Source organism: Pantoea sp. C8B4, assembly GCF_051336905.1.
Taxonomy (GTDB): domain Bacteria; phylum Pseudomonadota; class Gammaproteobacteria; order Enterobacterales; family Enterobacteriaceae; genus Pantoea; species Pantoea rwandensis_B.
Genome location: NZ_JBGMNK010000018.1, coordinates 1 through 21,565, shown reverse-complemented (window position 1 = coordinate 21,565; position 21,565 = coordinate 1). Strand labels below are relative to the sequence as shown.

Here is a 21,565-nt window from a genome sequence, read left to right as displayed (position 1 = left end):
CATCCTGCTTCGGTTATTATTGTTTTGAATTGAAACAATCACGCTATAGTAAGCAAGCTCATGCACTTTGTCATGTAACTTCCATAACAGGATTGCTGCCATTTTTAGTCCTGAACGTTTAGAGTTTAAGCGAGGCGTAAACTGGGATAGCTTTTCTCAACCGCGAATTCAGAGATCGTATGGTTAATTTATCTTACACTTAATCGTTCAGTTCCCATTTCCCTACTTTACAAAAAATACCATTTATAATTATATGCGTACTATCCAGTCAGTATAAAAAATCCACCTGACTTTAACCACAGCGACTTCGGACTGAATGCCTAGGCAACTCCATATGCAAGATTGAACGGTAAAGAAGTCTCCGTTCTCTTAACGACATCTTTTATTATTCCTCACAGCTACCTTCTTAGGAGTCGTAATAAGTAAAAAACCTGAGGACTAAATCAACCGCTTCGCATGCAAAAAGCGAATCAGGCTTCTACTATTTATTCATCTCAGGACTACCTGCCTGTGATATCTCCAACTCCATTGCTTCATTGGCCCCTCGTTAGCCCAGCCCGGAAATCGCAAGCTCCGGGCTTTTTCATTGTCATGTTGATTGCACCTCGTTGTTTTAGATTCCTTCCATCATCCTCATTATCATCATCTCTTCGATACATAACTTAATTTATTGTCGATAAAAATTTGTAATATTTGCCTTATTAATACAAAGAAAATCTTCGCCATGTGAAAATCCAGCCCCCTATTCAACTACAATTTATCATTAGAAATTTTGAGCACACCCTGCCGACCTCATAAATAAATAGAGACGCCAGACATATTTTATGAAGCAATCCCCACACTTATTATCCAGCCAACATCAGAAAAAACCTTCCTATCAAACACGATTCTCACGTCTTTCCCGAGGGCTACTTTATTCAGGATAATGAATCGCACCAATGCTTTCATATTAAATATGCACGCAACATTGACACGTCACCACAATTAAACAACACCCCTTAAAACCCTACTTTGGTTGATGAAATGTTGAATGAAAAAATGCTTAATTTCATTCTGAGAACATCGATGTTAAATCCCCTCTCACGTATTCATCGCGTGTTTTTTTAAAAAGAAATATTAACGGGAGTACTGTGTGTATTCGATTAACGAAAATTATTCCAAAGTAAACTGGATGGCGATAACAGCTGTATCTCTGAGTATTGTGATTGCCATGCTTGACAGCACGATTGCTAATGTCGCCCTGCCGGTGATTGCCAGGGATTTTCAGGTTAGCGCTTCGGCATCAATTGTCATCGTCAACGCGTACCAGTTTGCAGTTGTGGCAGCGCTAGTACCTCTGGCTGCGCTAGGAAAGAAACTAGGCAATAAGAGTGTTTTTGAGACAGGTGTGTTGCTGTTCGCAATATCTTCGTTAGGCTGTGCCATATCGGATACGCTGAACATGCTGACGATATTTCGTGTGATACAGGGATTTGGAGCAGCGGCCATTCTGAGTGTTAATGCCGCACTCATAAAAGAGATCTACCCTGAAAAATTACTTGGCAGAGGCCTGGCCATTAACGTGATGATAGTGTCTGTCTCAGCTGCTGCGGGTCCATCGATCGCAGCCGCCATCATGTCCATGGCCAGCTGGAATTGCCTCTTCACCATTAACGTGCCAATAGCAATTGTGTCCCTGTTACTGAGCATGTTGAACCTGAACAAACAACCGATCCAGAGAACGAGATTCGACATCTCAGGTGCAATGCTGGTTTTCACTCTGACAATATTCTTAGCGTGTTTTGTGCTGGGTATGACCAGAGAACATATCCTTATGGCCCTGTGCGGTACCGTCGGGTCGGTCACCATGCTTTTATGGCTATTCGATAACCAGAGACGAAAGATGAACCAGGCTCTCATTCCCTTGTCCGTCTTTGCAGACAGGACGTTTTCACTTTCTTTAATGATGTCCACTCTATCCTACTGCACACAGCTACTGGCCTATGTCTCGCTGCCCTTTTACTTTCACAACATCCTGCATCGGGACGTGGTTCAGGTTGGTTTGTTACTGACAGCATGGCCACTTGCGACAACCATTACCTCTCTGGTCGCGGGGGAGTTGCTTAAACGTCACAACCCTAATGTGATTGCTTCACTGGGGCTGGGCATGCTGGTCTGTGGAATGGTCACGATGACGGTGCTTCCTGTTTCACCCGGGAACTTTGATATCATCTGGCGGGTCGCACTCTGTGGCGCTGGATTTGGGCTTTTCCAGTCACCCAACAATTATCTGATCATGACCTCAGTGGCAAATGAAAATGTCAGTGTCGCCAGTGGCCTTCTGGGAAGTTCCCGCCTCATCGGTCAGATTATTGGGTCTGCCATGGTCGCCATATATCTGAACATCAGCGAAGCCCATGGCATCACACTCAGCCTGATAACCGGGGCTTGCTTTTCCCTGTTTTCATTACTGGTCAGTTATGTCCGTTATATGACTGGTAAGAGGAATGGCTCAGGTTAAATTGCACCTGAGGTCAAAACTCTGACGTTTCTCCAGGCAGAGATTCAGAAAGCTCAAGGCCATCAACCCCGGCATAAAAAATTACCAGCTCGGTGTGTAGTTCTGATGTGTATCCGCGGTGTGCGCTGTTGATGGTTTCATTGACGGCCTGACCCGATTTAAAGCATCGAGTCTGACCTGTCATTTTATCTTCAATTGTTAACTCACCGGACAGGATGTAGGCGGTATTAGGCATAGGGTGAGTGTGCCAGGGCAAGTCGCTGTGAGGTGGAAGTGACATACGCATAACTGAAATCTGTGGTTTCCCTACCGGATATTTTTCATATTCCTGGCCATTCCATGCACAACCACTCTTTAGTATCAAATCATGTTCAACTGAATGTTGATTTCCCTTAGATTCATTCTTTGTATTTGCCATCTGGCCTCCTGTCTCAATATCGATTAGATATTATAGATGAAGTCCGGAATCATGCTTATGGAGTTCGATTTTCATAAAAATAAAGTGGTAACACTAAACTGAATACCTAGAACACGCACCTATTTAAAAATATTAACACCGCCAGACTGCATGAATATACCGCATGCTTCGTTTACTTCCCTCCACCGCTTATTTTTTAGACAGCGTTCATTCAATCCATTATCACTTTTTAACGTGCTTTGGGGGAGTACCTATAACATCTTTATTCTGGTTGCGGGCGTCACGCCTACACTGACTGCGTGGCTGGTTGAAGAAACCGGCAACCTTTATATGTCTGAATGGTATCTGATGGTTGTAGGGGTAATTGGGGTTGTAACCGGCTTCACTGTAAGAGAAACGGCGAACAAACCTCTCTATGGCGATACCCCTGCGGCCTCATCACTTGTAGAGGTTGAAGAGTTACTGCAGGAACATCACAATGGTATTGAGCAACGCATCTAAGACATAGATGAAAGAATTGAGGAACTGAAGAAAAAACGCCGCAATTTAGTTGATCAGCATCCCGTAATCACCCAGTGACATGTGCCCGCCATCTGAGGATGGCGGGTTTTGCGAAGACAAGTAGCTAATTAACTAGAGACATTCAAAATACGCAGTGCTTCACGGTTGAACGACGGTAAATCATCCGGTGTGCGGCTGGTGACCAGTTTATCATCATCCACCACGACCTCTTTGTCATAGAAGTCTGCGCCTGCATTCCGTAGGTCTATTGCTATGGCTTTGACACAAGTCATCTTCCGGCCTCGCACGCCGTTTGCGCTTATCAGTAGCTGAGGTCCGTGGCAAATGGCGAATATGGGTTTGCCGCTGGCGACAAACTCTTTGGTAAAATTCACAAAACGATCGTCACCGCGCAGGGCGTCAGGTGAATGGCCGCCTGGCAGAAGTAATGCGTCGAACTCTGCAGGACTGACGTGATCAATATCCCTGTCGATTTTGACTTCTGCTTTACCCTGCTTACCTTTGACCGTTTTCCCCGCTCGCATCTCAATGGTCACCACCTCGTGTCCTGCTTTGGTATAAGCATCGGCGGGTGAGGTGAATTCGGAGTCCTCAAATTCATCTGTGATCAGTACCGCTATTTTCTTACCCATCTGTCTCTCCTTGCTTTGAAAGCGCTTTGCGTATATGGATCGGTTAACCCATAAAGCCTGGTCGCCATAACGCAAAAGACAAGCCAGCCGGTGGCAGTGGAGCAGATGAACCTGTGAAAGTTAAAAACAAATGGCTGCCGAGAAAGCGACAGAACTATTTCATAACCTTCTGTTTAAGCGAGTTTATTTAAAGGGCTTTGATGTTTAGCACGACATTATGTGCAGTTTTTTTCTTATTTTGATGACTAAAACGTGAGTGCCCCCCATAAAGTGCCGATTAAATTTGTCGGAAAATTAGTCATTCAAATGGGTTCATTGCAAAAACTGGCCGTCGTGTGGATATGTGGGTAAAGCGCACATGAAAAATGGATAGTTGATACTCAGGCGCTATATTAAAAAAGTGCCCCATGTTCGACTGTAAGGGTAATCAAGTAAAAGGAATTCCCGCTCTGCTTCTTCCCTCCTCGACGGGATTTTTTTGTTTGGGTTTCAACACGTTGAGGATTAATACCCGCCTCGTTTAATCCAGGAAAGCAACTAAAATAAAAATGGTGTCCATGTTATTTAATTACCGCACTGAACTATAACATCTGTTTAGTTCTTTCGGATGATTATCACAAATGAACGGAAGAGCAAGGCCGATCATCAACACAATTCTGTTCGGGGGCAGTAGCGCGTTTTTTTACGCTTTTAGCAATGTGGTCTTCCCGATGATGAATGCACTCTGCAACTAAAACGATGGAGGAGAAATCATGAGAACGCTGGGTAACGCAACCGCAGCTCGCTCTACCCGTATCTTCTTGATGATGCCCCCTTCGTTACACCGTTTATTCCGGATTCGATAACAGGGCTAAAACTCTTTTTCTGATATCGTCAGCATTGTCTTCTTGACCAGGGTGATTGAACTTCACCAGGGGGGCCGAACTTTTCTCTGGTTCGTATGAATTGGTTAGCAAGCCGGGCTCACCACCCATTTTTTCTATCACTGAAGACAAAACAGTTATGGCGACCTTAGATATATAAAGGTCGAGCTGTAGGTCATTGATAGTCTGCTCGAGGATTCCAATGCGTTCATTTATGTCAGCCATTTGATCTCCTGATAGTCTGGGTAAGTCGATTTTCAGTTTGAAAGCGTAAACATCTTTTAATTCTAGCTCATACAGAAAAAGAGGCTCTCATGGTCCTGCATCAACCCCATCGGAGTAAAAAGAAATCAGGCGAAACATATATTAAGGAGTAAATGCGAAGCGGTAAATTTTCCAGGGTCCAAGCGTTTTATCTTTACCTTTATTGTTGTCTGCCAGGTATTCAATCTGGGGAGCGGGCACATAAATCCAGCCTTCAGCAATGACCAGAGCATCGGGTGTCATCAGCTTCTCATCCTGAACAAGCGTCTCCAGCCTGCCATCAGGCAGCAGTATATCGACCGAACGTTTCTCCACATTTGAGAGATAAATATTTCCCGCAGCATCGATGGCGGACCCACCGACTGAAGGAATATCCGCTACTTTTTCGATACGCCGCTCCAGTGCATCGTTATTCAACCCGGTATCGTGTAGTGATGCGGTGGGGATTCTATAGAGCGGCCCCGTCGGCGTCGCATAGTAAAGCCACTTGCCGTCAGGACTGACTTCAATAACATCACTGTGTACGCTGGGCCGTTTTCCGTTTTTATCTTCAAGAATTCGCCCCCTGTAACCTTTCTGGTCGATTGATTCTGGTTTGCGTAGCAGTTTATTTTCAGACAGCCTTCGTATTGTTTTACCAGAAATTAAGTCGTGAATTAGCAAACCACCCAATCCCGAATCTGTGACGTATACCGAACTCCCGTGTATACGCAGGTCGTTCAGTGCCCCGCCTGCAGGTAACGCTTTTTCATCAAATCGGATGACTTTTACCGTTTCGCCCGAAGATGCGTCAAACGCAACAAGCTTCGCCGCCCCGGGTGATGGCTTTTCGCCCTGAGGTGCGCCCTGATCGACCACCCATAGTAAATTGTCACCAAAGTGATGGCAGGCGTTAACATTCACAAGGGTGTCATGGCCGTCGTTTCCCGGTTTCCACCCATTCCAGTTGCCACCCGGGAAAGGTATTAATCCGGATGGGGTCACGCGTGCGAGCGAAGGCGAATTCTGATGTCCTTTGAAGCGAGGAAAATTAAGAAACAACGCTCCCCCGGTTGTTACGGCAACACCATTGGCAAGCCAGGGTGAAGTCGCCGCAACCTGCAGTTGCGGTTTAACGATGGACTCTGCCACAGCAAAAGCTTTGTGAGACAGGCATAATGTTGCTATCCCGCCGGCAATGAATTCACGTCTTTGCATCCTCAGATCTCCGAACATTTAGTGGATTCAGGTTTCAGGTATCCAGCGCTGCTGGGTGGCTTCAGCGTCATACTGAATATTCGAAGGAAGAGTGATGAGTTCAATGAGGACGCCAAACGGTGTCATTCCAAACCACGTCTGATTACCGGCACCCTCCTCCTGAGCAAAGCAATCTGAAGGACCTTCGAGCATGTCAGCGCCGTAATCACGCATTTTTTTCGCAGCCAGATTAATGTCATCTACATAAAGAGAGAAATGGTTTATGCCAGCCAGTCCGGGATTAGCGGTGCGATCGGTTACAGGAGGCTGCGTCTGGAATAATTCTACATTGCAGCCATTCTTCAGCCTGAGCATGGATAGCCCCGTCAGTTTCAGTTCTGGAGGGGAGCCATTCAGTGGGGCCATTTTTTTACCCGGAATAAACTTTTCTTCGTCTGCAGGAGGAACGATGCGATAGAGTACAGATGCGTCCAGCGCACCGGTAAAAAAATGCTCTGCCTGTTTTAAGTCAGAAACGGTGATACCAATACGTTCAATTCCACGGATCATCTCGTGCCTCCTTTTGAAATGCGTTAAATAAAACCTGAAGTTCTAACTCTGAATTTGACCTGGTGTGCCTGACTGTAGTCATTTGAAGGTTTAAGCATGATCGGTCAGCGCCTGGGCCGCGCATATGAGGGCCAGATGACTTAAACCCTGCGGCATGTTGCCGCGCCACTCACCGCTGCGAACATCAAACATTTCATTGAATGTTTCGACGTTCCCGCGCTGACAGAGTTTATCCAGGATTTCCTCCATGGATTTTTCGGCCTGCCCGGCTTCACCCATGGCTGCCAGCGCCTCAACCAGCCAGAAAGAGCAGGCTACAAACGTACTCTCTTCCTGCTCAGCTCCGGTGTAGCGATAAAGCATCGCGCTGCCATGGCCTAGATCCTGCTGAATGGCACGATAAGTAGCGCGCATGCGTTGGGGGTTAACCGTGTTCCCATAGTGATGCACCAGCGCCAGTGAGGCATCAAGCTTACCTTCGCTGTGCGGATAGAAGAGATACGCCTGCTTATCTTCAGACCAACAGTGTGCTTCAATCCATTCACTCATCCGATCCCGCTCTCGCTCCCACCGTTCTACCCAGGTGGGTTCAATGTGTTTGGCTTGGGCGAGAGTGACCGCACTATCAAGTGCGAGCCAGCAGGCCATTTTTGAATGGGTGTAATGCTGTTCTTCCGGCAGTTCCCAGATCCCGCTGTCTTTCTGACGCCACTGATCTGCGCAGTAGTTCGCCAGTTCTCCCAGCATGCGCGAGGTTTCAAGATCGAGAATGTGGCCTGCGCGGATAAAGAGTTCGGCCGTTGCCAGCATGTCGCCGTACATGCTCAGCTGAACCTGGTCACGAGCGTTATTGCCAATGCGGACAGGAAGTGAATGTTGATAACCGCGCAGAGGAGGATAGCTTTCGGCCGGGACTTCCCCGCCTTCCAGCGTATAACAGGCGCGAAGTTTGGTGCCGTGTCGTATTATCGTTTTAGACAGCCATGAAAACGCGGCCTTACAGTCTTCGAGGGCGCCTAAAAAGACAAACGACTTGATAATCAGACAGGCATCGCGCACCCATGCGTAGCGATAGTCATAGTTCTTTTCACCCCCTATTCCTTCTGGCAGAGAGGTCGTGGCTGCAGCAGCCAGCGCACCGGTTGGCGAGTACCACAGGAATTTGAGGGACAAAGCTGAACGCCTGACGTGGCAGGCGTAACGCCCCGTGTAGCTCAGGCTGTGAGTCCAGTCGCGCCACGCCGTATGGCTGGTTTCAATGCGGGAATCAATAGCCGTCAAGTCAGGAACTGCCAGTGGCTCCCGCTCCGTTACCAGCAGTGCAATCAATGAACGGCTGGCGGGACGTGTGTGAAGTGTCGCGCGGATCATACCATCGTCACGTTCCGTAACGATCCAGTCTTCACTGGTGCGCAGCATGGCCATCAGGTCACCAAGATGATAAACGTCTCCCTGACCGGTGCTGTCACGCCAGGGAGATCGTGTCTCCGCAACGGTGCCAAAGCGTAAAGTCAGGATAAGTTCAACTTCACCCTCAACCCCCTCAACGCGGCGGGCCAGTTCGCTCCAGGGAAGTCGACCTGCCAGTGTACTGTTGAGTGATTCTGTGATGAGTACGCTGCCCGACTGCGTAAAGAAGCGGGTTTCGAGTACGTTGCTGTCGGGACGATAGACCCTTTCAGTGCGGTAGTCGGATGAAGGTTCTATCTGAAAAAAACCGCCGATTTCAGGATCCAGCAGGCGGTCAAACAATGGAGGGGAATCAAGGTCAGGCGCACACCACCAGTCGATAGCGCCATCAGGAGCAATCAGCGCCACCGACCGACCTTCACCTATTGCCGCATAGTCCCCGAGACGCGCAAACCCATCCTCGCGCATCGGCGAATTTAATACCTGATTGTTCATGGGTCTTCCCTGCTTGCTGAGACAACAACGTGGCCGCTACACGAACTTCACCAATACTTCAGAGAATCAGACGGTGCCCGTGCCGCCATCAGAGCACCACACCTGACCGGAAGTGAAGCTGTTGGTGGTCTCAGCAAAGGTGACATAGAGCGGGGCAATTTCTGCTGGCTGGCCGGGTCGACCTAACGGAGCGGTAGCACCGAACTCCTCGATTTTTTCCTGAGGCTGACCTCCGCAGACCTGAAGCGCAGTCCAGTACGGTCCGGGTGCGACAGCGTTAACGCGGATCTGTTGCTCACCCAACTGTTTCGCGAGTGCTTTTGTGAAAGCCGCGATTGCTGCTTTTGTCTGGGCATAATCCAGTAAAATAGCGCTCGGTTTATATGCCTGAACTGACGTAGTATTGATTATTGATGAACCGGCTGGCAGATATTCCAGCGCCGCTTTGGTTATCCAGAACATGGCATAAACGTTGGTCTTAAAGGTCGCGTCAAAATCTTCAGTGGAAAGCGTGCGAATGGATTCATTGAATTGCTGACGACCGGCGTTATTCACAAGAATATCCAGACCGTCTAATTTTGTTGCAGCTTCTTTTACAAGTTGCTGGCAAAACGCTTCTGAGCGAATATCACCCGGTATAGCGACAGCTTTACGCCCTTCCGCTTCGATTAATTGCACGACTTCTGACGCATCCTGCTCCTCTTCCGGCAGATAATTAATGGCAACATCTGCTCCTTCACGAGCATATGCTATGGCGACAGCACGTCCTATACCGGAATCTCCTCCGGTAATCAGTGCTTTACGACCGGTCAGACGTCCGTTACCGCGATAACTTGTTTCACCATGGTCGGGACGAGGTTCCATTTCACTTGCCAGCCCGGGAATCGGCTGATGCTGTTTTTTAAAAGGAGGTTTAGGATATTGCTGGGTAATAAGTGTTTTGTTAGTAAATGAACTCATATCTCATTATCTCCTTGTCAGTGCGATAATTAAGCCTGGCAAAAATGTGATATTTGTCACGTAAAATCCAAAAAATAATATTTATGTATAAGCGAAACGTTCCTCATACTAAATATCCAACTGTTATTTGAAAGCAAGTATCGAGATATAATCTAAATTTTTGAAGCTTACAGGCGTGGTCGGGATTTCTCCCGAACCGCCTTAAATCAAATTACCGTGCTCAGACAGCTTCGCGGGTTTCAGGCCATGCCACAGCGCTACCTTCATGAGTAAACAGGTTACCCTGAAAATCAATGACCCCGGCAGCTTCAAGCCACATCCACTCTTCAGGACGCTCTATACCCGCTGCAATGACGTTGATTTCCAGTGCAGAACAGCACCGAATCACCGCCTGAACCACTGCCTGTTTTGGGCCGCTGCGATGTATGTCGCGAATGATCCCGGCACCAATACGCACACGATCAGGCTGAACGTGTGCCAGCAGCGAAAGCCCGGCTGAGCCATCGCCGAAATTATCAATCGAGAGGCTGATGCCTGCCTGTTTGAGCTGGCGCACCGATGCCGAAAAAGCATCGAGCTGTGAAATCACCTCCGTTTCGCTGACGCCCAGTATGACCTGCTGTGGCACAAGTTCAGCCTCTTTGATAGCATGCACAATCTGGTCGACAGCCCCATCGACAGAAACCAGCGTCATCGGCAAAATGCTGATGTACAGTGTCATCCCATCCGGACACGAACTGCCAGCCTTTCGTAATGCCTGGGTCACCGCACGCAGGTTATGTGCATAACGTTGAGCATCCGTCAGCACTTCCAGTGCCTCTCCAGGTATTGCCTCAAGTGCCGTGACTTCGCGTCCCAGTGGATCCACAACGGGACGAAATGTTACACCTGGCGCTGTTGCTGGCGTTTCATTATCCGCCGGGATAAACTCCCAGTAGTCTGCAGGCAGCACTTCGAAATAATTCTCTTTCTCTCGAGCCTCAACAAAGGTCCGGAGAAATTGCAAACCCCGATCAGCATAGGTCAGTCTGTATTTTGACGTCCCCCGGTCAAGCACGGCCTGCAACACGCTGCCAGAGTCATGCTCGCGCAAATCAAACAATTCCATACCGTGGTTGCCGAAGCGACGGGAGGGGGAATAGTCACGCATCAGCTCAACAACATTATGATGTCGTTTGTCAGCACAAATCCGTCCATAAATATCCAGAACGCCCTCTTCCGGCCCTTCAAGGATCTGGAAGAAATGTGTCCCGTTAAAAAGCAGAATGCCCGTCACCTGATGACAGGCATTTCGCCGGGTTGCTTTATCTACCATTCCAGGCAGTATGTTGACAGGGACATCATCCGAGAGATGGCTTCGATAAATTATTGTTGTATGCATTTCACGCTCCAGTAAATCGCAGATTGTCACCAACACATTATCAGGCTAGCTCGCTTTATGAAACCGAACCGGTATCAAGCGAAGCGTGCTAAAAACTGTATTAATTCAATCATCAGCGCAATAAGCCAAGCGAGTAACATCCAGTAATTACTTATGCCTTTTTAATGAAAATAAATTTGAAGTGAGCACAATGCGAACACATTATTGAGCTTATTCAGGAGAGCAGGAGTGTCTGAAAAGGAGATGCTGTAAAGTTCTCACCAAAAAATCATTTCATAACCACATGCTAACAAACTATAAAGCCACCTGACCTTTATGAATAACCCTAACGACTTTAATCCTTGCTGCTCCATCATGGGCGTGAGAGAAATAAATGCCCTTTCGGGCATTTATTTATTTCATACCTCTGTCCAGCCCTGACGGGTTAATGTCTGTCTATCCAATCCACATCAATGAACAAAAAGTGCAATCAGGATAATGATTGGAATTGGCACACCTAAAAAGAACAGTAGTAATGAGCGCATTTTAAACCTCTCATAAAATTAAGAATTATAAATCACGTTGACGGCCACCAAAGGTCGCACACAGGCTGGCTACAAAGGCACCCGCAAGCAGAGAAATGAATATCCAGAGCATAAGATAGCTCGTGGCTTTACGCGCGGTGTCCGCTGCTTCCTGCGCTTTATCCTTCGCATCTTTTAATTTAGCCTGTGCTTTGTCATAGGAGCTCTGAACCCGCTTTTCAGCATCTTGCTGGCTGATACCTGTATGTTTAGCAATCAACCCGGCGACATACTGACGGTCTTCCTGCGGTAAGGCTCCGGTGGTAATGCTGTTAACAAATATTCCGGACACTTCTCCTAACTGCGCAGGAGAAACCTCTTGATGAGAGGTCGATGGCGTTGCAGGAGCAGTTGACGAAGCGGGATTAGCTGCGTTATCCGGAGAAGTGGCATGATTGTTCTCCCTGAACATCGAATTAATAAAGTAATCCATTGACGAACCCAGCGATCCAGACGACCCGCTCGCCATACCAGCGGCACCTGCTGCCGTGGTTGCTGCTGCACCCCCCGCAACGGTACCGACAATTTTAGCCCCTCCTCCAACAATGGATCCCACTGTGCTGGTTAACAGCGCAGCTGATATGATTGCTGCAACCGCCCAGGCCAAAAAACCATGTGCGGTATCACGGAAGTAAATTTCATCAGTGTGCGTATCAACCCATTTCGTGCGCAGCCGCCCAGATAAGTAACCTCCCATACCTGAGGCAATAACCTGAGTAAAGGTCAGCCAGGCAATGGCGGTAATGCCTACCGTACCTGCGTCAAGTCCACGACCTTCCCAGGGTGAAACGGAAGTCAGACCTAAACCGGCACCGAGCATTATCAAAATCAAAGAAAGGGATGCCGCAGCTGTCGCGCCGGCAAAGATGGCACCCCATGATAGAGCGCTGGTATTCGAGGAGCGCGGGGGCAGACGAGTATCGGGATACGTACTGTTAACAGTAGATTCTTCGTGAATGTGAGTCATAGCTGTTTTCCTTAGATTAATTTTTTGTATTCATAACCAGGAACTGCCCGAAGAAACAGGAAACATAACCACTTACAACGTTAAGACTCTTAAGTAATCAGATGCAACCCTATATAAAAGGGAAGCGGTAAGACACAAAAAAATAAAACCATCTGTAGAAATGAAGATTAACTCCACTTACCTAGAATGGTAGATGGTTTTTTTCAAAGTGCTTTTTTGAATTTTAAATTTGATAACCATTTAACATGGTGAATGTTTATGGCGGCGCATCTATACCGCTTGGGCTAGAGTGAATTTCAACAAAAATACGGTAAGTCAGTACCCTTTCTGAGTATCTGAACTGACCGGTAGCGTGAAGATATCTTTAAAACTCGATTAGAAGCGCAGGCGAGCTTAATCTGTGGGTTGAAGAAGTCTCATCGATGCATCATTAATACTAACATTCTTTATGTACCTTGAAATACACGTTGAAAATTATCACAAGTGAACCAGGCTTAATTCACTAATCAGAGTGAGGTAAATATGCCATATAAATCACGAGATTCCCTTCCCGACAATGTCCGGAACGTCCTCCCGGCTCACGCGCAGGATATCTACCTTGCATCCTTTAACAGTGCGTGGGATGAATATAAAGAAAAGAAAGACCGTAAGGATGATAGCTCACGTGAAGAGGTTTCACATAAAGTAGCCTGGTCTGCAGTCAAGCAGAAATATGAGAAAGGTAATGATGATAAATGGCATAAGAAATGAATTTAACGAAACGGTAGATTCTCTGGTGCTCTTCTTCCTTTCGCTGAGCAAAGCAGACCGAAAGTTACGTGCCCAGATTCATCAGCAACGAGCCAGCATGAAATGAATCAATTTTCATGCTGGCAAATCTCGTCAGGGTACTGTTAAGAATGCAGGAACTTCACCTGATAATTTAAGCCAAGCGAGACAGTACGCCATCACCAATGGATGCCCTTCTAATCCCCTTCATTCTTCCTAAGCCAGAACAACGCATCGTCTATAACTTTGGCTAACGCAGGCAATTGGCAGTGACTTTTCTTCTTTTCAAGCATGAAAACAATGGCTTCATTATTTACGGCCATGCTTCGCTGAACTAGTTCAAGCACAGCTTCACCAATAATGCCAGTTGTGAGAGGAAGTGAAGGCTGATGAGATAACTTATGTTCCATGTCTTTTAACCTGCAGGTTCTGGAGAATTAAACGATGATTTATACTCATTAGACCTCATACCTGCAAGATGGTGCGCATTTTTAGTATAAATCTTATTTAACGTAACTGGATTTACACGGAACCAGTTTAAAGGGCCACATCCTCTTCCGATTTAACACTACAGAGTTAACCCCCCCTTCCCCGCTTGTATAAGACAAATACCTGACTTCAATGGATTTTCAACTCCTCCTTTGCTTCAACATTCCAGAAATTCTCGATGCAGATCTGATTCATGGTGGTGTATTGTCGATTTACGAGCTGTCCCAGTAAGAGAACCAGATAGATTTCACACAGGAAGTCAGGAAAAATTATTATTTCACCATTTTCACTGCAGAATAATTTCGTTAATTGGCATCTCATTATTGTTCAATGTCTAAACTTCACTTCCTCATCAGGCAAACACAGGAGATGTAATTTGCGAAAAATTCAGCATCCAAGCATGCGGCGTAGGGCTTTTATTGCAGATACCACTGCGCTGATTTTGTTTTTTACTACAACCGGCATTATTAATGAACGATGGGTCGCTGGGATGGCGTGGGATCAGGTACTGCATGCACGTTTAATTGGTGCAATGCTTATGGTGCCGGTTGCTCGTCCTTACGGTCTGTGGCGAGACTGGCTGATGAAACGCGCAGGAACAAGCCGGGTCTCGAAGCTGTTGTGGGACAGCGCTGCTCTGGTCAGTTTTCAGGTCCCAATTTATGCCGCCATTATAGCTTTTAGCGGCGCATCTGGCAGTGGATTAGTGCGCGGCACACTCGGTGCCGCTTTGATGATGCTGCTCCTCGGGCGGCCCTATGGAGCGTTCCTTAACTGGGTACGAAGCTGGTTTGGTTTACCTCCGGGAGGTAAGCGGCCGATGTCGTTGGGAGATTGAGGGCTATGACTGCTCAGTGCCAGGAGCGGACATCACTAATCAGGGACAGAAAGACTGAGCAATGTAAGTACTCAAAAACTTTCTGCCCATCAAGGGGAAGTCGTAAGCGATTTTAAGATGATTTGCGGGTGAACTGCTGCTCAGTAATAGTACTGCCCCATTGATCGCCTTCCCATTCTTTTGCTAACTCAAATCCGAATGATTCATACAATCGTCTTGCCGCGGTCAATTTATTGAATGTCCATAATTGTACCGAAGAGAAGCTCTGCTCATCACAAAATCTCATCGCTTCTCCAATGAGTTTTCTACCCAGTCCGCTGCCACGACAACCATCGTCAATGATGAACCAGCGCAGATGTGCCTCACTATTTCCCAGGTCCTCGCCGTCAATTGCAACTGAGCCGACTATGCGCTCATTAACCATTGCCAGCCAAATCTGATTGCATGGCTTATCCAGGCGAACTGAAAAATCTGCAAGGCCTGCGGCAACCTTAGCTTCAAAAAAATGGCCGAAATTATGCTCTCTGGCGTAATAGCCTCCATGCATTTCGGTAATACGACCAATCATACCCGCATGATAACCCGTCACTATTTTGACGCTGCTTTGCAATTTCCCTTCAGTGTGTTCGCGACTGGATTTTAGTGCGCCTGCATATGAAGAAAGACTCTGTGATACAGTCTCTTGCGTAAACGGATCGAGCTTATCCAAAGCTGCCGCGACCTGATGATCAGCGTAGGCATTAATATTATGTACAGTCTTTTTTCCCTTCCCAGTGAGGCTTAAAAGCTTCACCCTCGCATCATCAGCAGATGTGTGTTCTTCAAGTTCTCCGGCTTCGACGAGCTTAGCAAGCATGCGGCTGACGCTGGACTTCTCAAGCTCTAAAATCTGCACCAGTTGGGCGGCTGTCACTGCCCCATGCGTTTCAACTTCAAGTAATGCGTGAACGGCCGAGGGAGGATAATCTGTTGCAGCCAGACTTTGGTTCATGAAGCCCAACTCTCGCACCATTAAACGTGATGCAGCACGGATGTTTTTTATGTTCTGACGCTCTGAAATCATTAGGATTGCCCTGTGATAATAGTTGTAGAATACAACCATTGTTGCATGGTGCTTGTCAATCTCATACTTCATGTCCGATCTTCGCTCATAAGGGACAACCATACTCAAATCTCCCACATTGCAGGAGATTTGAGTATGAACACGTCACCGTGGAACAAAGACCGTATCATCGGCCAAAAAAGACCACTTCAGATATCTCATATCTGGGGGATCCGAATCCGGCTTGAACTGGAAGGTAAAACGCGCGATTTAGCTCTGTTCAATATGGCTCTGGACAGTAAGCTACGAGGCTGTGATCTGGTCAAACTCAAAGTATCTGATGTTGCATATGGTAGCTCTGTTTCAAGCAGAGCTACGGTGTTGCAACAGAAAACCGGTAGCCCTGTGCAGTTTGAGATAACCAAAGGGACAAGAGAAGCTGTTGCTGCATTGATAAAGCTTGGCAATTTGCATAGTAAAGACTTCTTGTTTCGGTCTCGAGTCGGAACTAACCAGCCCATATCTACCCGGCAATACAACCGAATTTTTCATGGGTGGATAGAAAAGCTTGGTCTCGAAGATTCGCTTTACAGCACACATTCCATGAGAAGAACAAAACCTTACCTAATCTACAAGAAAACCAAGAATCTCCGGGTGATCCAACTTCTGTTGGGCCATAAGAAACTGGAAAGCACAGTCCGTTATCTGGGCATTGAAGTCGATGATGCATTAGAGATCTCTGAATCGATCGAAGTCTAAGGTTGTCAGGGCTGCATCAGCAGCCCTGTGCCAACAGCGGACGTTGTTAAGCTCATGCAGTACAGATTCACGAAGAAAAGACGTTATATTTTGTCCTGATTAACGCGGGATGAAAGCTCCTGATGGCTCTCTTTTCGCTCGCTGTAACGATCCGCAAGATAACCGCTTTGTCCCTTAAGCAGCAGTGTGATTTTAAACAGCTCCTCAGCTACATCGACGATGCGGTCATACCATGACGAAGGTTTCATTCGTCCGTTTTCGTCGAATTCTTGCCATGCCTTGGCTACGGAGGACTGGTTGGGGATCGTAAACATCCGCATCCAGCGGCCCAGAATACGCATCTGGTTCACTGCATTGAAGGACTGAGAACCGCCGCAGACCTGCATTACCGCGAGTGTTTTGCCCTGCGAAGGACGAACCGCGCCTTCGCTTAAGGGTATCCAGTCAATCTGCGCCTTCATAACTGCGCTCATAGCCCCGTGCCGTTCCGGAGAACTCCACACCATCCCGTCACACCATCTGACCAGACCGCGTAGCTCGGTCACTTTAGGGTGCGTGTCCGGCGCATCATCCGGCAGGGGTAAACCGGAGGGGTTAAAGAGTTTTACCTCCGCGCCCATCTCCGTCAGCAGGCGACCAGCTTCTTCCGCGGCAAAACGGCTGTAGGATCGCTCTCTTACTGAGCCATAGAGGATCAGAATCCGTGGCGGTTCCTGCAGGTGGAGGCGTTCCGCGATGTGTTGATCAAAGCATTCTGTGTTCAGAGCAGGAAATTGTTCCATTTTTCTCCTCCGGAGAGAACAGGTGATTTCAAAATCAATACATATGATTTAGCATATGTGTATTCTAAAGGGAACGGAGTGATAAATGCTACAACCTGTTCAGTTTTTCAAAATCCTGTCGGATGAAACACGGCTCGCCATCGTCATGCTTCTCCGGGAGTCCGGTGAACTGTGCGTCTGCGATATCTGCGCGGCCACCTCTGAATCGCAGCCCAAAATCTCCCGGCATATGGCCATCCTTCGCGATGCCGGGCTGGTTCTTGACCGTCGTGAAGGAAAATGGATCCACTATCGTCTGTCACCCCACATACCGGCGTGGGCAGCTGAGACAATCACAACGTCCTGGCAGTGTATGCGGCAGGATGTGCGTGAATGGCTGGATAAATCAGCCAGCACCTCCTGCTGAGGCAGGATAACACATTCACATAATCATATATGATGGAGTCTGAGATGCTTTTGGCAGTGAGTATATTTTTACTGACGCTGGTACTGGTAATCTGGCAACCCAGAGGTCTGAGTATTGGCTGGAGCGCGAGTATCGGGGCAGTGCTGGCTCTTGGAACCGGTGTCATCCATATCGCTGATATTCCCGTTGTCTGGAATATCGTTTGGAACGCGACTGCGGCATTTATTGCGGTCATCATCATCAGCCTGCTGCTCGATGAGTCCGGCTTCTTTGAATGGGCCGCACTGCACGTCTCCCGCTGGGGTAACGGACGTGGTCGCCTGCTGTTCACCTGGATAGTTTTGCTCGGTGCCACTGTTGCTGCGTTGTTTGCCAATGACGGCGCCGCGCTGATCCTGACGCCAATTGTGATTGCGATGCTGCTCGCACTGGGGGTCAGCCATGGCACGACACTGGCCTTTGTCATGGCAGCAGGATTTATTGCAGATACAGCAAGCCTGCCTCTCATTGTTTCTAACCTGGTGAATATCGTCTCGGCGGATTTCTTCGGTCTGGGCTTTACGCAGTACGCCTCCGTTATGATCCCCGTGGATGCGGCAGCGATTGCGGCCACGCTGATCATGCTGCATCTCTTCTTCCGCAGGGATATTCCGGCAACGTATGACGTTTCGCTGCTGAAGGAGCCTGCCAGTGCGATCAAGGATCCGGCAACCTTCAGGGTGGGCTGGATTGTCCTGTTATTGCTGCTTGTCGGTTTCTTTGTTCTGGAGCCGCTGGGGGTCCCGGTCAGTGCGATAGCGGCGGCTGGCGCAGCAGTGCTGTTTGTGGTGGCGAATAGAGGTCATTCCATCAACACCGGGAAAGTCCTGCGCGGTGCGCCATGGCAGATCGTTATTTTTTCGCTGGGCATGTACCTCGTGGTCTATGGTCTGCGCAATGCAGGGCTCACGGAGTACCTGTCTGGCGTGCTGAGTCTGCTGGCAGACCAGGGGTTATGGGCAGCGACGTTCGGCACCGGCTTCTTGACGGCATTTCTCTCATCAATGATGAACAATATGCCGACGGTGCTGATTGGTGCGCTGTCGATTGAAGGGAGCACGGCGACTGGCGTCGTCAAAGATGCAATGATTTTTGCCAATGTGATTGGCTGCGATTTAGGCCCGAAAATCACCCCGATTGGCAGTCTGGCAACCCTGCTGTGGCTGCATGTGCTTGCCCAGAAAAATATGACCATCACCTGGGGATATTACTTACGTACCGGCATTGTCATGACTGTGCCGGTGCTGTTTGTCACTCTGGCCGCGCTGGCGTGGCGGCTCTCTGTCACTTTGTAATGAGATACTGATATGAGCAACATTACCATCTATCACAACCCTGCCTGTGGCACCTCACGTAACACTCTGGAGATGATCCGTAACAGCGGTAACGAACCAACCATTATTTATTATCTCGATACGCCCCCAGCTCGTGATGAACTTATCAAACTGATTTCAGATATGGACCTTTCAGTACGTGCATTGCTGCGTAAGAATGTCGAACCTTATGAGCTGCTGGGTCTAGAAGAGGACAAATTTTCTGATAAACAGTTAATTGATTTTATGCTTCAGTATCCGATCCTAATTAATCGGCCGGTTGTAGTAACACCGCTCGGCACACGTCTTTGCCGCCCCTCCGAAATGGTGCTGGATATTCTACCTGAAAGTCAGAAAGGCTCTTTTACCAAAGAAGATGGCGAAAAGGTCATTGACGAAACGGGGAAACGGGTTAAGTAAACTTTCTGTGTAATATTAACGGGCGCTCGTTTGCTATATACCAGCGTCCGCTGTTCGCTCACAGCTGCCTTATAGGCCTTGCCTCAGGCAGTCGCGTGCCTTCGCGGAAGTTGAATACACTAGTCTGTGTGGTTCAATAGGGCTCAGGTCACCGGCCCTTGAGAACTGGAGATAGCGAAAACTTCTTCGGTTAAAAGGTGTATTATTGTCTGGCTTAATAAGTCCTGACAGGGCAGAAATCCACTCTCGCTCAGATAAGTTTTGTTATAGCAGAGCCTACTGCCGGACAGGGCAGCTGGCTCATCCCGCCATTGTTAACTGAAAAACCAAACGTTAATAACTTCCTCCTGTCGGAACAGGTATGGAGATTATCTCCTGTAATGAACTTGACCCGCTATGCGCGGATATTTTTTGTCCACAAACCTGAAATTCAGCCTGGAATACAGGCAAAAAAAATCCCGCCGGAGCGGGTGTCATATGGTAGTGACCACACCAGGGAAAAGCGTTATTGATTACACCTCACTGAAGCTACAGCTACTGTGCATCAATTAAACTTTAGCAGTGGTTATGTTTTTGTGCTTCGGTCAAGAGCCAGTATTTAGTGAAAAGATACGTAAATACCTGTTCTGATAAACTTCGATCTGCTGAAAATCGTTAATTTTCTCCCTCGTAGTTATGATTAGCATGCTATATTTCAAGCTTCGCTTATCGCTAACAGAGGTCGTGATGACATAGCAAATTTTACGCGTTGGTCTGGGCAACTTTGCACATAATCGTGAGAGCGCTGCAGAAGCAGGCAGCAAAGGGAGCAAGTTAGCGGAGGCAATTTCCGAAACGAGCCGGACCGTGCCCGGGAAGCGGGTCGTAAAGGGGGAAAAGTCAGCCGGCGAGGACCTGAAAAGCAATAATCGTCATAGATGAGGTACAGCTCTTCTCCTATCAAATCCCTGCCGCCTGTCTACAGCATCGTCCTAGGCGGCTTTGGGGATAATTGATTTTCTATCCCCATGTAGGGGTAATTGATGCTGTAAGCAATGTCCGAAGTTCGCTAATAACTGCCGTTCGAGTTCCCATTTTTCATAAAGTAAAATCGGTTTATTAGCGGTTGTCTTATCAGCCCCCATGAAACCCATCAGGTATTTCATAATCCATGCTTGTGGGGATTGTGAAGTCCTGACGGCCCTGAGCACGTTTAGCCGCCCTCTTCCGGCCTTTCCCGATAAAACGTGCCAGCTTGGTCTCCCATTGCTTCTGGGTGTGCTGTGCGCCCTCTTCTGACCAGTAATTTATAAATTCCGCGACTTCGAAATCTGTCGCTTCGTGCGACAGCGTGAGGCCGATGTGCTGAGCGTTTGCCAGGAAGTCTGCTGACGGTGACCAGTCGGGAAACAGTCTGAATTTGCCCGGCTCGATTACCGACTGTTCAGGCAATTGGGTCTTTGCGGCATGCCTGATTTTTTGGGTCACACAGGTTGCATTCTGGCCGTTTCTCCAGAGCGTAAAACTCTGAGTCACGTTGAGCATCGCGTCGAATAGGTGCCGGTAGCTTCGTGGCTCGGACAGGCTCATTGGATTTTGTCTGGGATGACCAGAGCGTTCTGGCCATGTGTTATTTTGGTTCTGGGCAGTTTTGGATTTGAACACGGCCATGAAAATTCTCTCGCGCGCTCTGTGTGTTGTTTTATGTTTTGATCTTAGTGTTTTAGATCTTAAAAAACTAAAACGGGTGTGCGCGCGCGAAGGTATAACACGCGAGAGGCGTCGAGGAGCGTGATCCGTGACGCTCTGCGTAACGCCAAAATCACCGAACGTAACGCTTTCCGCACTGCCCGAAGTGACGCCTGAAACACCGTGCGTCACGCTTTCCGCGACTCGTGGAGTAACGTCTGAGGCACCGACCGTAACGCGTTCCGTAACGCTTTCCGCACTGCCCGAAGTGACGCCTGAAACACCGTGCGTCACGCTTTCCGCGACTCGTGGAGTAACGT

At 48.1% G+C, this 21,565-nt stretch carries 21 protein-coding genes and 2 pseudogenes; 10 read left to right on the top strand and 13 right to left on the bottom strand.

Annotation, left to right across the window (positions count from 1 at the left end; genetic code table 11):
- Nucleotides 1-1,132 precede the first annotated feature (1,132 nt).
- Nucleotides 1,133-2,500 carry an MFS transporter gene (locus ACCW76_RS18185; RefSeq protein ID WP_436339583.1) on the top strand — a complete coding sequence of 456 codons (1,368 nt, stop codon included), beginning with the start codon at nucleotides 1,133-1,135 and terminating at the stop codon, nucleotides 2,498-2,500.
- Nucleotides 2,501-2,513: 13 nt separating this feature from the next.
- Here the strand turns inward: ACCW76_RS18185 and ACCW76_RS18180 are convergent, their stop codons facing one another.
- Nucleotides 2,514-2,918 (bottom strand): cupin domain-containing protein, encoded by a 405-nt coding sequence (locus ACCW76_RS18180; RefSeq protein WP_436339582.1) that lies wholly within the window; start codon nucleotides 2,916-2,918, stop codon nucleotides 2,514-2,516.
- 246 nt (nucleotides 2,919-3,164) lie between these two features.
- Between ACCW76_RS18180 and ACCW76_RS18175 the strand changes: the two are divergent.
- Nucleotides 3,165-3,497 (top strand): annotated as a pseudogene (locus ACCW76_RS18175) (glycine betaine/L-proline transporter ProP); the annotation flags it as partial.
- Nucleotides 3,498-3,547: 50 nt separating this feature from the next.
- Here the strand turns inward: ACCW76_RS18175 and ACCW76_RS18170 are convergent.
- The 8 genes from ACCW76_RS18170 to ACCW76_RS18135 all read right to left on the bottom strand — a co-directional run bounded on the left by ACCW76_RS18170 (nucleotide 3,548) and on the right by ACCW76_RS18135 (nucleotide 12,721).
- On the bottom strand, nucleotides 3,548-4,072 hold the full coding sequence (locus ACCW76_RS18170) for a type 1 glutamine amidotransferase domain-containing protein (protein ID WP_436339581.1): 525 nt from the start codon (nucleotides 4,070-4,072) through the stop codon (nucleotides 3,548-3,550).
- 827 nt (nucleotides 4,073-4,899) lie between these two features.
- On the bottom strand, nucleotides 4,900-5,160 hold the full coding sequence (locus ACCW76_RS18165; RefSeq protein WP_436339580.1) for a hypothetical protein: 261 nt from the start codon (nucleotides 5,158-5,160) through the stop codon (nucleotides 4,900-4,902).
- A gap of 141 nt (nucleotides 5,161-5,301) precedes the next feature.
- A complete protein-coding gene (locus ACCW76_RS18160; protein WP_436339579.1) occupies nucleotides 5,302-6,396 on the bottom strand; it encodes an SMP-30/gluconolactonase/LRE family protein in 1,095 nt (364 codons plus the stop codon).
- A gap of 27 nt (nucleotides 6,397-6,423) precedes the next feature.
- The gene (locus ACCW76_RS18155) at nucleotides 6,424-6,945 is read right to left on the bottom strand and encodes a VOC family protein (protein ID WP_436339577.1); all 522 of its coding nucleotides are present in this window, start codon (nucleotides 6,943-6,945) and stop codon (nucleotides 6,424-6,426) included.
- A 90-nt stretch (nucleotides 6,946-7,035) separates the two neighbouring features.
- The gene (locus ACCW76_RS18150; protein ID WP_436339575.1) at nucleotides 7,036-8,850 is read right to left on the bottom strand and encodes a glycoside hydrolase family 15 protein; all 1,815 of its coding nucleotides are present in this window, start codon (nucleotides 8,848-8,850) and stop codon (nucleotides 7,036-7,038) included.
- A gap of 66 nt (nucleotides 8,851-8,916) precedes the next feature.
- Nucleotides 8,917-9,810: an SDR family oxidoreductase gene (locus ACCW76_RS18145; protein ID WP_436339573.1), complete on the bottom strand. Its 894-nt coding sequence runs from the start codon at nucleotides 9,808-9,810 to the stop codon at nucleotides 8,917-8,919.
- A 220-nt stretch (nucleotides 9,811-10,030) separates the two neighbouring features.
- Entirely contained in the window at nucleotides 10,031-11,191 is a 1,161-nt protein-coding gene (locus ACCW76_RS18140; RefSeq protein ID WP_436339572.1) for a diguanylate phosphodiesterase, read from the bottom strand.
- A gap of 549 nt (nucleotides 11,192-11,740) precedes the next feature.
- Nucleotides 11,741-12,721 carry a hypothetical protein gene (locus ACCW76_RS18135; RefSeq protein ID WP_436339570.1) on the bottom strand — a complete coding sequence of 327 codons (981 nt, stop codon included), beginning with the start codon at nucleotides 12,719-12,721 and terminating at the stop codon, nucleotides 11,741-11,743.
- Nucleotides 12,722-13,243: 522 nt separating this feature from the next.
- Here ACCW76_RS18135 and chaB point away from each other — a divergent pair.
- Nucleotides 13,244-13,471 (top strand): putative cation transport regulator ChaB, encoded by a 228-nt coding sequence (gene chaB, locus ACCW76_RS18130; protein WP_436339569.1) that lies wholly within the window; start codon nucleotides 13,244-13,246, stop codon nucleotides 13,469-13,471.
- A 215-nt stretch (nucleotides 13,472-13,686) separates the two neighbouring features.
- On the opposite strand, the gene ACCW76_RS18125 is transcribed toward chaB, so the two are convergent.
- A complete protein-coding gene (locus tag ACCW76_RS18125; protein ID WP_436339568.1) occupies nucleotides 13,687-13,899 on the bottom strand; it encodes a hypothetical protein in 213 nt (70 codons plus the stop codon).
- 455 nt (nucleotides 13,900-14,354) lie between these two features.
- Between ACCW76_RS18125 and alaE the strand changes: the two genes are divergently transcribed.
- Nucleotides 14,355-14,816, top strand: a complete 462-nt coding sequence (gene alaE / locus ACCW76_RS18120) for an L-alanine exporter AlaE (protein ID WP_436339566.1) — start codon at nucleotides 14,355-14,357, stop codon at nucleotides 14,814-14,816.
- A gap of 112 nt (nucleotides 14,817-14,928) precedes the next feature.
- Here the strand turns inward: alaE and ACCW76_RS18115 are convergent, their stop codons facing one another.
- The gene (locus tag ACCW76_RS18115) at nucleotides 14,929-15,879 is read right to left on the bottom strand and encodes a bifunctional helix-turn-helix transcriptional regulator/GNAT family N-acetyltransferase (protein ID WP_436339666.1); all 951 of its coding nucleotides are present in this window, start codon (nucleotides 15,877-15,879) and stop codon (nucleotides 14,929-14,931) included.
- Nucleotides 15,880-16,014: 135 nt separating this feature from the next.
- Between ACCW76_RS18115 and ACCW76_RS18110 the strand changes: the two genes are divergently transcribed.
- A complete protein-coding gene (locus ACCW76_RS18110; RefSeq protein ID WP_167809196.1) occupies nucleotides 16,015-16,617 on the top strand; it encodes a site-specific integrase in 603 nt (200 codons plus the stop codon).
- 83 nt (nucleotides 16,618-16,700) lie between these two features.
- Here the strand turns inward: ACCW76_RS18110 and arsH are convergent, their stop codons facing one another.
- Complete coding sequence (arsH, locus tag ACCW76_RS18105; protein ID WP_436339565.1) at nucleotides 16,701-17,399, bottom strand: arsenical resistance protein ArsH; 699 nt, start codon at nucleotides 17,397-17,399, stop codon at nucleotides 16,701-16,703.
- Nucleotides 17,400-17,484: 85 nt separating this feature from the next.
- Here arsH and ACCW76_RS18100 point away from each other — a divergent pair, with 85 nt between their 5' ends.
- The 4 genes and pseudogenes from ACCW76_RS18100 to ACCW76_RS18085 all read left to right on the top strand — a co-directional run bounded on the left by ACCW76_RS18100 (nucleotide 17,485) and on the right by ACCW76_RS18085 (nucleotide 20,485).
- Complete coding sequence (locus tag ACCW76_RS18100) at nucleotides 17,485-17,805, top strand: transcriptional regulator (protein ID WP_039336269.1); 321 nt, start codon at nucleotides 17,485-17,487, stop codon at nucleotides 17,803-17,805.
- A gap of 44 nt (nucleotides 17,806-17,849) precedes the next feature.
- The gene (locus ACCW76_RS18095) at nucleotides 17,850-19,139 is read left to right on the top strand and encodes an arsenic transporter (protein ID WP_039336267.1); all 1,290 of its coding nucleotides are present in this window, start codon (nucleotides 17,850-17,852) and stop codon (nucleotides 19,137-19,139) included.
- A gap of 12 nt (nucleotides 19,140-19,151) precedes the next feature.
- Nucleotides 19,152-19,577 (top strand): glutaredoxin-dependent arsenate reductase, encoded by a 426-nt coding sequence (gene arsC, locus ACCW76_RS18090; protein ID WP_039336265.1) that lies wholly within the window; start codon nucleotides 19,152-19,154, stop codon nucleotides 19,575-19,577.
- A 738-nt stretch (nucleotides 19,578-20,315) separates the two neighbouring features.
- Nucleotides 20,316-20,485 (top strand): annotated as a pseudogene (locus ACCW76_RS18085) (general stress protein).
- Nucleotides 20,486-20,690: 205 nt separating this feature from the next.
- Here ACCW76_RS18085 and ACCW76_RS18080 read toward each other — a convergent pair.
- Complete coding sequence (locus tag ACCW76_RS18080; protein ID WP_436339563.1) at nucleotides 20,691-21,227, bottom strand: DnaT-like ssDNA-binding domain-containing protein; 537 nt, start codon at nucleotides 21,225-21,227, stop codon at nucleotides 20,691-20,693.
- 127 nt (nucleotides 21,228-21,354) lie between these two features.
- Here ACCW76_RS18080 and ACCW76_RS18075 point away from each other — a divergent pair.
- Nucleotides 21,355-21,565 (top strand): hypothetical protein (locus ACCW76_RS18075; protein WP_436339561.1); only part of this gene is annotated, 211 nt, incomplete at its 3' end.

Coding starts and splice junctions, on each gene's coding strand:
- ACCW76_RS18180 (WP_436339582.1), bottom strand. CDS start 2,918: ATGGCAAATACAAAGAATGAATCTAAGGGAAATCAACATTCAGTTGAA.
- ACCW76_RS18165 (WP_436339580.1), bottom strand. CDS start 5,160: ATGGCTGACATAAATGAACGCATTGGAATCCTCGAGCAGACTATCAAT.
- ACCW76_RS18125 (WP_436339568.1), bottom strand. CDS start 13,899: ATGGAACATAAGTTATCTCATCAGCCTTCACTTCCTCTCACAACTGGC.
- ACCW76_RS18110 (WP_167809196.1), top strand. CDS start 16,015: ATGAACACGTCACCGTGGAACAAAGACCGTATCATCGGCCAAAAAAGA.
- arsH (WP_436339565.1), bottom strand. CDS start 17,399: ATGGAACAATTTCCTGCTCTGAACACAGAATGCTTTGATCAACACATC.
- ACCW76_RS18145 (WP_436339573.1), bottom strand. CDS start 9,810: ATGAGTTCATTTACTAACAAAACACTTATTACCCAGCAATATCCTAAA.
- ACCW76_RS18155 (WP_436339577.1), bottom strand. CDS start 6,945: ATGATCCGTGGAATTGAACGTATTGGTATCACCGTTTCTGACTTAAAA.
- ACCW76_RS18170 (WP_436339581.1), bottom strand. CDS start 4,072: ATGGGTAAGAAAATAGCGGTACTGATCACAGATGAATTTGAGGACTCC.
- arsC (WP_039336265.1), top strand. CDS start 19,152: ATGAGCAACATTACCATCTATCACAACCCTGCCTGTGGCACCTCACGT.
- ACCW76_RS18115 (WP_436339666.1), bottom strand. CDS start 15,879: ATGATTTCAGAGCGTCAGAACATAAAAAACATCCGTGCTGCATCACGT.
- ACCW76_RS18080 (WP_436339563.1), bottom strand. CDS start 21,227: ATGGCCGTGTTCAAATCCAAAACTGCCCAGAACCAAAATAACACATGG.
- ACCW76_RS18150 (WP_436339575.1), bottom strand. CDS start 8,850: ATGAACAATCAGGTATTAAATTCGCCGATGCGCGAGGATGGGTTTGCG.
- ACCW76_RS18100 (WP_039336269.1), top strand. CDS start 17,485: ATGCTACAACCTGTTCAGTTTTTCAAAATCCTGTCGGATGAAACACGG.
- ACCW76_RS18095 (WP_039336267.1), top strand. CDS start 17,850: ATGCTTTTGGCAGTGAGTATATTTTTACTGACGCTGGTACTGGTAATC.
- ACCW76_RS18160 (WP_436339579.1), bottom strand. CDS start 6,396: ATGCAAAGACGTGAATTCATTGCCGGCGGGATAGCAACATTATGCCTG.
- chaB (WP_436339569.1), top strand. CDS start 13,244: ATGCCATATAAATCACGAGATTCCCTTCCCGACAATGTCCGGAACGTC.
- ACCW76_RS18140 (WP_436339572.1), bottom strand. CDS start 11,191: ATGCATACAACAATAATTTATCGAAGCCATCTCTCGGATGATGTCCCT.
- ACCW76_RS18135 (WP_436339570.1), bottom strand. CDS start 12,721: ATGACTCACATTCACGAAGAATCTACTGTTAACAGTACGTATCCCGAT.